The following is a 10,870-nucleotide window of genomic DNA, read 5'->3' on the forward strand; positions in this document are numbered from 1 at the left end:
GACAATAACCGGGCAGCGACGCAGGCGCTCAACCAGGGTGATGCGGTCAGCGACACGCTGAGCGTCAGCTCGCTCGACGGCACGGCCAACCACAATATCGTCGTCGCCATCACCGGCGCAGATGACGGACCAGCTCGGCAGGCACCCATCGACATTAAGCTGACACCCTCCGTTCCAGCTGACAACGTCAACTTCAATAGTTTTGAGTTCAGTGGGCTGCTGACGGCGACTGATCCCGACTCAGGGGGATTCAACTTCAGCATTGCCTCGCAGTCAAATCCGGGCTTGTTCTCGATAACCGGCAATACGCTTCATTCGGATGCGCTATCGACGAACAGTACATTCTCAGTGATGGTAACGGCAACGCAGACCGGTGATCCTATAGGCCCGGCCTTCGAAAAGACCGAGACGTTCACAATTATCACCGGTGGCAATGGCAACTCAGTGGATAATCCGACCGGTGGAACGGGCGACGATGTGCTCTACGGCGGTGGCGGTAACGATATGATGTTTGGGCTGGGAGGTGACGACACTCTTTTCGGCCAAGACGGCAACGACACCCTAAACGGTGGTGCTGGCAACAACACTCTGACCGGCGGCGTGGGAAATGACACCTTCTTTTTGCAAAAGTTCGCCGCCACCACGAACCATATGACTGACTTCAATGCTGGGACGAATAGCACAACCGTGGACAGGTTCCAGTTGGACGTCGGAGGCGGCACGTTCGAGTTCGCCGTCGGCAACAACAATACAAGCGTGGACAATGTGAAGGTGGGGAATAACGGCACGATCAATGTTGCCGGAACGGAGGTTGCCGTCAAAACGGACGTGAGCGTCACGAACGCAACCGTCCAGAGCACCATCAATGGTTACAGCAACATCACCACAGGGGCATTGTTCGTGTTCCACAATACGGATCTCGGCCATGCGGCGGTCTACTACGATCAGAACCCAAGTTCAGCCGGCGGGGCGGTGCTGGTCGCTGAATTCGACAACATCACCACGCTCGGCGGGCTTGCAAATTTCAACTCGGGCGACTTCTTGTTTGGCTGAGGCGGTTTGCGATTGCGTAACGAGGTGGTTTTCCGAGAGCAGCCGGACTGAACCTCATTCCCGCGTTCCGGCCTGACGGGGCCTTTTGGAAGTTCTGTGCGCCCAGCGCGCTGGGCGCACAGTATCCATCGGGTGGAAGATCGCGCACGAGGTTTCTCGTTTGATGTCGAGGACTCGAGCCGCAACGACGACGGCTCTTCGCAGTGCGGATGAGGCCAACAAAACCTTGACGAGTTAAAGCGCTCAACGGCCACCTCACACGGTACTAGAGACATCCATAGACGCCGGTCGTTTTTGCCGGGTTAAAACGACGGATCAAATGTCGCGAGAATTCCGCAACTTCCACAAGGTCGGGATTGTCGCGTTTTTCGACGAATGCGTAAAAGGCTCGATGTCGACATGAATGACCTTGCGTTGCCGAGTTTCACGACGTCCTTGGCGTCAATGCGGTGTCCTGGTTATAGGAAAGTCCATCGTCTTCAGCGTCTTCTTCGTCGTCTGGCGGAAAGAGCAGCATCTCCTGCTGATATTCAAGCTCGGCGATCTGATCGAACAACATCTGCTCGTAGTTTGAAAGGACGCTGCCAAGATGCGCGAGAGGGTCGGTGGCCAGTTCGCTCCCGTCGTCAGTGGTCACTACGATCTTCCCTGCATAGACCACATCGATATAGGCTTGGACCGTCTGAAGCTCACCCTTGGCGAATTCGATTTTCGATCCAATCGCGGTGATACGAAGCTCCTCGGCAGAAGTGCCAAAGGGCGTTTCCACCAGCTTCTGCAGGCTTTCGTCGAAAGAGGTTACATTCTCTATCATCCGATTTTCTCCTGTTCTTCAACCCCGGCGTCGACGAGACAAGGGAACCAGGCTCCGCATCGGTCGACGCCGTCTTCACCGTTCATGTTGCCGCAACCGAGCGCGAGCCTGCGGCGAAGCTGTCCGATGGTGAGGCTCGCGCCATGGAGTTTTACCAGCTTCTTTCGATCCAGTTCGCCAGTGCGGTCACAGCTTCTGCACGCGACAGTGATGACAGGCGCTCGAAAATCGCGGAGCGTGGTCAGATCGTCATAGGTATATTTTCTCATCGATGACATTTTAGCGCCAGGTGGCGATTCTCAATTAGCCGTTTGAATCCATTCGAACTTCGGCTTCAACGGCGTCCGACTAGGTTGCAGTTCACTCGCTACTCGCCAGCGCATGCACATTGACTCATATTCCGATAAGGAACAAAAAGGGAACATACTCGCTTTCGGGTGAGATGAAAACCCGATTTTGACGAAGGCTCCGAATGGCGCAGACAGCGGCGAACGCGATCATTTCCAAGCTTCGAGATCGCATCCAGCATCTCGAAGGCGCGGTGGCTCGCCCTAAAACGGTCCTGCCGTTTGGGGTTTGCGAGATCGACGAACGGCTGCCCGGCGGGGGTTTGGCCTATGGCGCGATCCACGAATTTGCCGGAGGCGGAGCAGGGGCGGTTGATGGGGCTGCGGCCGCTCTGTTTGCGGCGGGGATTGCTGCTCGGACGAAGGGCAAGGTTGTCTGGTGCTTAGCGCGGCCAGACCTATTCGCTCCGGCGCTGGCCCAAGTCGGCCTCCATCCTGATCGGGTGATCTATGTCGAGGCGATCAAGGAAGACTACGTGCTCGAAAGCTTCGAAGAGGCCCTTCGTTTCGGTGGTCTCGGAGCGGTGGTTGGAGAAGCGGTGCGCCTGCCAATGGTGGTTTCGCGTCGTCTACAGCTTGCAGCAGAGGGCTCCGGCACCATCGGTCTCGTTATCCGAAGATGGCGGAGGCAAACCGAGGCTGGAGATTTCGGGCATCCGACAGCGGCGGCAACACGATGGCGGATATCGGTTCTGCCGTCCGAACCGCTTCCGGTGCTAGGCGTCGGCCGAGCAAGGTGGCTGGCGGAACTGATCAGGGTGAAGGCAGGAGAGAGTGCCGATTTCGTTATAGGTGCATGTGATGGTCAGGGTCGTATCAGTATTTCTTCCGACGCTGCCGACGGATCGTATAAGACGCTCCGATCCGTCCATACCGGCTGAGACGCCGCTCGTTGTTGTCGCCAGGAGCGGCTCGAAACGCTGTCTGTCGGCCGTCGATGCGAACGCCGCCAAGCTAGGCCTGCACGTAGGTATGGCGGCTGCGAAAGCGCAGGCGTTAGTGCAGGGGCTCCACATGGTCGACGCCGATCCTGCCGCCGATCTTGCTGCGCTCGAACGCCTCACGCTCTGGGCGCTGTCTCAATATTCGCCGGTAGTGGCGATGGACCCACCGGACGGCATCGTAATGGACACGCAAGGAGCCGATCATCTTCAGGGTGGTGAAGAGCTGATGCTGTCCGGTCTCGTGAACCGATTTCGTGCACGCGGCCTGCCAGCCCGTGCCGTCGTAGCAGATAGCTGGGGAGGCGCCTTCGGCCTGGCGCGATCCATGACGGCCGAAACCAAGGTGATCCCGACAGGAAGAATGGCTGATGCCGTTGCCCGACTTCCGATATCGTCGCTGCGGCTGAACGCGGAGACGATAGTGAGCCTGCGGACATTGGGCTTCAAAACGGTCGGCGAACTGGCTGCGACGCCTCGTGCCCCGCTGACGCTTCGTTTCGGCCCTGAGATCGGCCGTCGTCTTGACCAGATGTTCGGCCGGGTTGCCGAGCCGATTGATCCGATCCGGTGTCCCGAGATCATTGAAGTCCATCGTGCCTTCGCTGAACCGATTGGCGCTGCGGAGACGATTGGAAAATACATCTCGCGGCTTGTGACGAAGCTCTGTCTCGAACTGCAGGCCAAGGGGCTGGGTGTCAGGCGCACGGACCTGATTGTTCACCGCATCGACAACACGATCCAAGCGCTCAGGGCGGGGACAGCAAAGCCGGTACGAGATGTCGCTTGGCTGATCAAGCTCCTTCATGATCGCATCGAAAAGATCGATCCAGGATTTGGTATCGAGAAACTCAGCCTTGCCGCCACTATGGTCGAGCCGCTGAACGACAGACAGATCGTTTCCAGTCTTGTGGAGGCTGCGGACATCGACGTTACCTCCCTGATCGACGTCCTGGGTAATCGTGGGACGCAACGCATTTATCGTCTGGCACCAGTGGCAAGCGACGTGCCGGAGCGCTCAGTGCAGCGGGTCTCACCTGTTGCAGAGGAAGACGGACAAACGTGGCCGATAATCTGGCCGCGTCCCGTGCGCCTGATGGATCGACCCGAACTGATTGAGGTCATGGCTCTGCTGCCCGACCATCCACCTGTCTGGTTTAGCTGGCGTGGCAAGCGGCGGCGTGTGAAGCGAGCTGACGGGCCTGAGCGCATCTTCGGCGAATGGTGGCAGCGGACGTCCGAATGGGCCGCCGTCCGCGACTATTTCACTGTCGAGGACGAGACTGGCGAGCGCTACTGGATTTACAGATCAGGCGACGGCGTTGACGTGGACACCGGATCGCATCGGTGGTTCATCCATGGGGTTTTCGCATGAGGTACGCGGAACTCCAGGTCACCACGCATTTCAGCTTCCTTCGCGGAGCCTCATCAGCGGATGAGCTGTTCGCGACGGCGAAGGAGCTGGGCATCGAAGCACTGGGCGTGGTCGACCGCAATTCTTTGGCTGGTATCGTTCGTGCACTGGAAGCGTCGAGAGCGACGGGCGTCCGTTTGGTCGTGGGCTGCCGCCTTGATCTGCAGGACAGCATGTCGATCTTGGTCTACCCGATGGACCGGGCCGCCTATTCACGGCTGACACGATTGCTGACCCTTGGCAAATCGCGGGGCGGCAAGGCGAAGTGCATCCTGACCCTTGCCGATGTCGCCATGTATTCGGAAGGTCTCATCGGCATCCTCGTACCAGACCTGCCGGACGAGACCAGCGCGATCCAGCTCCGTAAGATGGCCGAGGTTTTCGGAGACCGGGCATATGTTTCGCTATGCCTGCGCCGACGACCGAACGACCAGATGCGGTTGCACGAAATCTCGAATATGGCTGCTCGGCACCGGGTGAAGACCGTTGTCACCAATGATGTCCTGTTTCACGAACCCGGCCGCCGCCAGCTCCAGGATGTCGTCACCTGCATCAGAGCGAAAACCACCATCGACGATGTCGGCTTCGAGCGCGAACGCCATGCCGACCGATTTCTTAAACCACCGGAAGAAATGGAGCGTCTCTTTCAGCGTTATCCGGAGGCGCTGGCCAGGACGATGGAGATTGTCGAACGCTGTTGCTTCAGCCTGGAAGAATTGACCTACCAGTATCCGGAGGAAGCCCTGATCCCCGGCCTGACAGCCCAGCAATCGTTGGAGCACTACACTTGGGAAGGAGTGAAGACCCGCTATCCGGATGGATTGCCCGACCATGTCGAAAAGACGATCCGGCATGAGTTGGCGTTGATCGAGACGATGCGATACGCCCCCTATTTTTTGACGGTATTTTCCATCGTCCGCTATGCTCGATCCCAAGGCATCCTGTGTCAGGGGCGAGGATCGGCGGCGAACTCAGCCGTCTGTTTCGTCCTTGGCGTCACCTCCATCGATCCCGAAACCAATGACCTGTTGTTCGAGCGTTTCGTCAGCCGGGAGCGCGATGAGCCGCCGGACATCGACGTCGACTTCGAGCATGAGCGCCGGGAAGAGGTCATCCAGTGGATTTATCGAACCTACGGCCACGACAAGGCGGCTTTATGCGCCACGGTCACGCGGTATAGGAGCAAGGGCGCGATCCGCGATGTCGGCAAGGCATTGGGCTTGCCCGAAGACCTGATCAAGGCTCTGTCATCGGGCGTCTGGGCGTGGTCGGAAGCCGTCGGCGAAAAGCAGGTGAGGGACCTCAATCTCAATCCCGACGATCGGCGGCTGGCGTTGACGCTTCAATTGGCCCAGCAGCTGATGGGAGCCCCACGCCACCTGGGTCAGCACCCCGGCGGCTTCGTTCTGACCCATAAGAGGCTCGACGACCTTGTGCCCATCGAACCGGCATCGATGGTGGATCGGCAGGTCATCGAGTGGGACAAGGACGATGTCGAGGCGCTGAAATTCATGAAGGTAGACGTGCTGGCGCTCGGCATGTTGACCTGCATGTCCAAGAGCTTCGCGTTCCTCGCGCAGGAGAAGGATATCGATCTCGATCTGGCGACGATCCCTCAGGAGGATCCGGTCACCTATGCCATGATCCGCAAAGCCGACACACTCGGAACCTTCCAGATCGAGAGCCGGGCCCAGATGTCGATGCTGCCGAGATTGAAGCCTCGGACCTTTTATGACCTGGTGATCCAGGTGGCCATCGTGCGCCCTGGGCCAATTCAAGGAGATATGGTCCATCCATATCTTCGCCGCCGGGAGGGTAAGGAGAAGGTCGAATACCCGACACCTGAACTGGAAGCTGTCCTTCACAAGACGCTCGGCGTGCCACTGTTTCAGGAAAGCGCCATGCGCGTTGCCATGGTCTGCGCGGGTTTCACGGGCGGGGAGGCCGATCAGCTCAGGAAATCTATGGCCACCTTCAAGTTCACTGGAGGCGTCTCACGCTTCGAGGAAAAGCTGGTGACCGGCATGATCCGCAACGGCTACTCACCAGAATTCGCGAAGCGCACCTTCGGCCAGCTGGAAGGCTTCGGCAGCTACGGCTTTCCTGAAAGCCACGCCGCATCGTTTGCCCTGATCGCCTATGCGTCCAGCTACATCAAATGCCATTTCCCAGATGTCTTTTGCGCAGCTTTGCTAAACTCCCAACCGATGGGTTTTTATGCGCCTGCCCAGATCGTGCGTGACGCCCGAGAACACGGCGCGGAAGTCCGTCCCGTTTGCATCAACCGGTCGCGATGGGATTGCACGTTGGAACCCATCGACGGCTCCGACCGACACGCGGTCCGACTTGGAATGCGCATGGTGCGCGGCCTGGCTACATCAGACGCTGCACGGATCGTTGCTGCCCGTGCTGATCAGCCTTTCGACAGCGTCGACGACATGTGGCGGCGGTCTGGCGTTCCCGCTGCATCGCTGGTCGAGTTGGCAGAGGCTGATGCTTTTCTGCCGTCGCTTGGGCTCGAACGGCGCGATGCGCTCTGGGCGATCAAGGCATTGAGAGACGAGCCTTTGCCACTCTTCGCGGCGGCTGCGGAGCGGGAGGCAAGAACGATTGCCGAGCAGCAGGAACCGGCGGTCGAACTCCGACAGATGACGCAGGGACATAACGTGGTCCTGGACTACGGGCACACCGGGCTGACGTTGCGCGAACACCCCGTCAACTTCATGCGACGAGAACTCACGGAACGTCGGATCGTCAGCTGCTCAGAAGCGATGTCTGCCAGCGATGGCCGGTGGCTGATGGCGGCCGGATTGGTTCTCGTTCGTCAGCGGCCGGGCTCGGCGAAGGGCGTGATCTTCATGACCATTGAAGACGAAACGGGTGTTGCCAACGTCGTCATCTGGCCCAAGCTGTTCGAGCGGTCGAGGCGGGTTGCGCTCGGAGCTTCGATGCTGGCGATCAATGGCCGCATCCAGCGGGAGGGCGATGTTGTTCACTTGGTTGCTCAACAGCTGTTTGATTTGTCCGGCAGTCTCAATGATCTTGCTGATCGCGGTCTGGATTTTCGGCTGCCGACCGGAAGGGGAGATGAATCAGCCATGGAACGCCCGGCAGGCCGGACTCTCGCGAGCCGTCGGGCCAAGGAATGAGGTCGCGGGATATCTTCATTCCCGATCTGCATATCGATCAACTCAAGGTGAAGAGCCGAAACTTCCATTAGACGGAACATTGGCTCTGCAGTTCATCGCGCTGTCAACCCGGTTTTGAATGGCAGCTTTGCGCCGATTGCGGTCACCAGAGCTAATCAACGAAAGGCGCTGTCACTGCTTGTCGACCAGAAGAGGGGCTGCCAATGGTTTAGGTTTGTTGCCCTTGTAGAACATCAGTCGTGCCATCTTACAGTAGCTATCGAGATCGCTTTTGGCGTCCTTCTCAATCCGCGCCATCTCAGGCCTGAAGTTGGGATCGAGGGGCGGATAAACTCCGGTAGCGTATTCATACCCCAAAAAGAAATCGGCGTTCAACTCGAGTTTCCCGCAGTACATGCCTGCAACGACCGCGCCAGCGGCGTAAGACAGAAACTGCTCTCTACTCAGGATTGGATGCGCCTGCGGTTCCTGGGCCGCTGCCGTCGAACAATTGAGCGACAATCCAGCAAAAATCAAAATTGCGCTTTTCAAACGGTATCCCCACGCATTCTCTTGTTTTCACAGTGTATTGCAATGCATCGGTTAAAAAGGTCTCAACCAAGGCCGTAATGATCCAGGCCTGCCGACCTGTCGTTTGCGAAGCGTTACCAGTGTGCGCTCTCGCTTTTGGTCGAAGCTCAGATTGGACGGGGCGGCGGCCGTTACAGATTACTGCTTTGGGGCCGAAATCTGCCTTTTGCCGGGCTCCTGATAGCTCACGATTTACCATTTTTTCCGACCTCCCTAGCTACTTTGTCTTCACTCATAAGAGGTGGCAATACCAATGGACCCGACGGAAACCTCCGAAAAGACGTCGAAACAGCACTGCTTCGCCCGAACCTGACACCCTGGCAGCGAACGTTTCTGACCGACATCCACGCGCGTCTCGAACGGTCAGGCGGACAGGCTCGCCTTTCCGATAAACAGTGGCGGAAGATATTCGAAATTCTCGGGCGGCCGAATAACGTGATTGCGTTGCCGCCACGAACGGTCACCGCCTATCCGCCTCGACGACAGCCGAGCAAATTGTTCCGGCCTCGTTTCGGTTGGGTAGGGCGACGGTTGAGATGGCGTCTTCGAAATTTGGCCATTGGATTCCTGATCGTGGCGGCCGTGGCCCTCGGTCAGCAGGTGTTCAACCTTGGGCGAGGGCAATTTCAGTCAACTCCGACCTCAACGAGGGCATTGCAGACGCAGGAGTTTTCCGTGACTGACGGGGACACCGTCCACGTCGTCGGCGAGGCCACCGGCACACGGTTGGTCGGCTTCAACACGCCGGAGAAATTTTCGCCGCAGTGTGAGTATGAACGTCAATTGGGAGAGCGGGCATCGTCGCGCCTTCGGGAACTGGTCGCCCATGGCAGTATCCAGCTGACAAAAGTCGCGTGTGCGTGTGCGCCAAACACAGAAGGCACCAGTGAGTGCAATTTCGGCCGCTCCTGCGGGGTGCTTCAGGTGGACGGGAAGGATGTGGGCAGCATTCTAATCAGCGAGGGCCTTGCCGTATCTTTCGTCTGTGGCAGAACGAGCTGCCCGCCGGCGCCCCGGCCTTGGTGCAAGGGATAACGCAGTGAACGGACCCTCTCGCAGCAGGCCATCGAAACCTCTCCGCTCAATGAGCTATCTCATATTGAGCGTTGTCCTCTGTGCGATACTCTGTTGGTTCGTGGGCCTCGTTCCTGTCTCGGTGCTGCGGGTGGCGAGCAATGGTTCGATTGCGACCCTTTGGAGAGACGAAACGAGGGAAGAAATTTATAGCCTGCCATGCAGCAATGGGTATTCCGGCGCAACATTTGCCGAACGCGAGCTGTTATGGCGGCGACGTTCACTTATTGAGCTGAGCCACCCGGTCCGGGTCATGCTTGCCTCGCAGCCTTACGACATCCCGTGGGGCTATTATGATGGTCGCCCAAATCCGACGAGCTTCAACTGCCCAGCAAGGAAAGAGGCCAGCCTCCAATATTGGATACCCAGCCTCGACGCACCCGAGGGCGAGATCAGCAATATCGGAAACACAAACCGACCGAAGGAACGTGACAGACCCAATCCGGGACCCGACGAGTCGGTTGTCGAGGTTTTCTGGATCGTTGGGTACGATGATGACCTGCGGAACAGGCGAGGCACCATCAAAAGGGAAGCGGAGAGGAGCCATCTCGATGGTCGCTCCCCGGGGAGCGTCGAGGAGCACGGCCTTTGGCACACGGTCGTTCCCATAGGTAGCTTGCAGACCACGTATTGGTACAAATTTGGTGATCGCGAGGACATCATGTTCGAGTGTTATGCCCCATTGCAGAGATGCGAGGGACATGTCGATTTGAAGGATTTGCGAATGTACGTGTGGCTGATCTTCGATAAGGATGCGATTCCTCAGCACCAGGTCATGGTCGATGGACTTCGAACCCTGCTGTCTCGCTGGCGGTCATCGAGCTGATCAGGATTTGACAAAGTCCGCCGGAATGTTGCGGCAAAGTCGCTCCATAGCAGAGGTTTTGATGCCCACACCTGATCGAGAAATAAGACTTCGACTTAGCGTGCAACGCGCGTTGCTTGGGGCAGTCTCATCAGCAATAGCCGCTGTTACGTGCGGCTGGAATGACAACGAGATTGTCCTCGAATTCTTGGTCGACTCGGACTTCAATGATGAAGATCGAGAGCGTATGGAAGTCGTCGCATCTGAGGTCGTCGCGGACTTCGGCGATGAAACGATAAGGACGGTCTTTACGTCACTTCCTTCAGGTGGACCGAAGGCTCCTGTCGCCGTGCGATGGTGGGTTTACCAGCGAATTCAGCCAAACGCCTATGACAGTTGAGCAAAAACTGGGGTGGCTCGCGCGGTTGACGATGACAGGGACCTTTGGCCGACGGTTTGACGCCTTGTCCGAAACGGATGGCAGCTAGCAACGGGTAATGAAGAGCGTGCGATCAATGGCAACAGGTTTGCCCGTCCAACGTTTTTGCTTGTTCAATCTCAAACGTTTGGTCAGGGTGGAGTTGCCCCCAAAAGACCGGACATGCTCAGGTTTGAGATTGCGAGCTGATGAACTCGCGCGGCGATTGATATCCTAAAGCACTGTGCGGGTGAAGATTGTTGTAATGCTCGAACCAGAACGGCA

Annotated in this window: 10 protein-coding genes and 1 pseudogene; 7 read left to right on the plus strand and 4 right to left on the minus strand. The window is 57.9% G+C overall.

Annotated features, from left to right (window positions below; genetic code table 11):
* On the plus strand, window positions 1-1,053 hold a 1,053-nt coding region (locus EFQ99_RS34500), incomplete at its 5' end, for a calcium-binding protein (protein WP_208722857.1).
* Between the two features lie 424 nt (window positions 1,054-1,477).
* Here EFQ99_RS34500 and EFQ99_RS34505 read toward each other — a convergent pair.
* Together EFQ99_RS34505 and EFQ99_RS34510 are read right to left on the minus strand one after the other, a co-directional pair.
* Entirely contained in the window at window positions 1,478-1,867 is a 390-nt protein-coding gene (locus EFQ99_RS34505) for a hypothetical protein (RefSeq protein WP_126925311.1), read from the minus strand.
* Complete coding sequence (locus EFQ99_RS34510; protein WP_126925313.1) at window positions 1,864-2,145, minus strand: hypothetical protein; 282 nt, start codon at window positions 2,143-2,145, stop codon at window positions 1,864-1,866. Before EFQ99_RS34510 ends, EFQ99_RS34505 begins: the two co-directional genes overlap by 4 nt.
* A gap of 194 nt (window positions 2,146-2,339) precedes the next feature.
* Between EFQ99_RS34510 and EFQ99_RS34515 the strand changes: the two genes are divergently transcribed.
* The 3 genes and pseudogenes from EFQ99_RS34515 (at window position 2,340) to EFQ99_RS34525 (ending at window position 7,789) form a co-directional block, all read left to right on the plus strand.
* Complete coding sequence (locus EFQ99_RS34515) at window positions 2,340-3,095, plus strand: ImuA family protein (protein WP_126925315.1); 756 nt, start codon at window positions 2,340-2,342, stop codon at window positions 3,093-3,095.
* On the plus strand, window positions 3,016-4,530 hold the full coding sequence (locus EFQ99_RS34520; RefSeq protein ID WP_126925317.1) for a Y-family DNA polymerase: 1,515 nt from the start codon (window positions 3,016-3,018) through the stop codon (window positions 4,528-4,530). Before EFQ99_RS34515 ends, EFQ99_RS34520 begins: the two co-directional genes overlap by 80 nt.
* Window positions 4,527-7,789, plus strand: a pseudogene (locus tag EFQ99_RS34525) (error-prone DNA polymerase). Before EFQ99_RS34520 ends, EFQ99_RS34525 begins: the two are co-directional and overlap by 4 nt.
* Before the next feature lie 100 nt (window positions 7,790-7,889).
* Here EFQ99_RS34525 and EFQ99_RS34530 read toward each other — a convergent pair.
* The gene (locus EFQ99_RS34530) at window positions 7,890-8,249 is read right to left on the minus strand and encodes a hypothetical protein (RefSeq protein ID WP_126925318.1); all 360 of its coding nucleotides are present in this window, start codon (window positions 8,247-8,249) and stop codon (window positions 7,890-7,892) included.
* 273 nt (window positions 8,250-8,522) lie between these two features.
* On the opposite strand from EFQ99_RS34530, the gene EFQ99_RS36390 reads away from it, so the two are divergent.
* The 3 genes from EFQ99_RS36390 to EFQ99_RS36410 all read left to right on the plus strand — a co-directional run bounded on the left by EFQ99_RS36390 (window position 8,523) and on the right by EFQ99_RS36410 (window position 10,567).
* The gene (locus EFQ99_RS36390; RefSeq protein WP_126925324.1) at window positions 8,523-9,323 is read left to right on the plus strand and encodes a thermonuclease family protein; all 801 of its coding nucleotides are present in this window, start codon (window positions 8,523-8,525) and stop codon (window positions 9,321-9,323) included.
* A gap of 49 nt (window positions 9,324-9,372) precedes the next feature.
* Window positions 9,373-10,188 (plus strand): hypothetical protein, encoded by an 816-nt coding sequence (locus EFQ99_RS34540; RefSeq protein WP_126925320.1) that lies wholly within the window; start codon window positions 9,373-9,375, stop codon window positions 10,186-10,188.
* Window positions 10,189-10,249: 61 nt separating this feature from the next.
* The gene (locus tag EFQ99_RS36410; protein ID WP_126925322.1) at window positions 10,250-10,567 is read left to right on the plus strand and encodes a MafI2 family immunity protein; all 318 of its coding nucleotides are present in this window, start codon (window positions 10,250-10,252) and stop codon (window positions 10,565-10,567) included.
* A 205-nt stretch (window positions 10,568-10,772) separates the two neighbouring features.
* Here EFQ99_RS36410 and EFQ99_RS34550 read toward each other — a convergent pair.
* Window positions 10,773-10,870, minus strand: a 98-nt coding sequence (locus tag EFQ99_RS34550; protein ID WP_155403616.1) for an integrase core domain-containing protein, incomplete at its 5' end; no start/stop codon positions are given.

Origin of the sequence: Rhizobium vallis, assembly GCF_003985155.1 — a bacterium.
Taxonomy (GTDB): Bacteria; Pseudomonadota; Alphaproteobacteria; order Rhizobiales; family Rhizobiaceae; genus Rhizobium; species Rhizobium vallis.

Coding starts and splice junctions, on each gene's coding strand:
- EFQ99_RS34505 (WP_126925311.1), bottom strand. CDS start 1,867: ATGATAGAGAATGTAACCTCTTTCGACGAAAGCCTGCAGAAGCTGGTG.
- EFQ99_RS34510 (WP_126925313.1), bottom strand. CDS start 2,145: ATGTCATCGATGAGAAAATATACCTATGACGATCTGACCACGCTCCGC.
- EFQ99_RS34515 (WP_126925315.1), top strand. CDS start 2,340: ATGGCGCAGACAGCGGCGAACGCGATCATTTCCAAGCTTCGAGATCGC.
- EFQ99_RS34520 (WP_126925317.1), top strand. CDS start 3,016: ATGGTCAGGGTCGTATCAGTATTTCTTCCGACGCTGCCGACGGATCGT.
- EFQ99_RS34540 (WP_126925320.1), top strand. CDS start 9,373: ATGAGCTATCTCATATTGAGCGTTGTCCTCTGTGCGATACTCTGTTGG.
- EFQ99_RS36410 (WP_126925322.1), top strand. CDS start 10,250: ATGCCCACACCTGATCGAGAAATAAGACTTCGACTTAGCGTGCAACGC.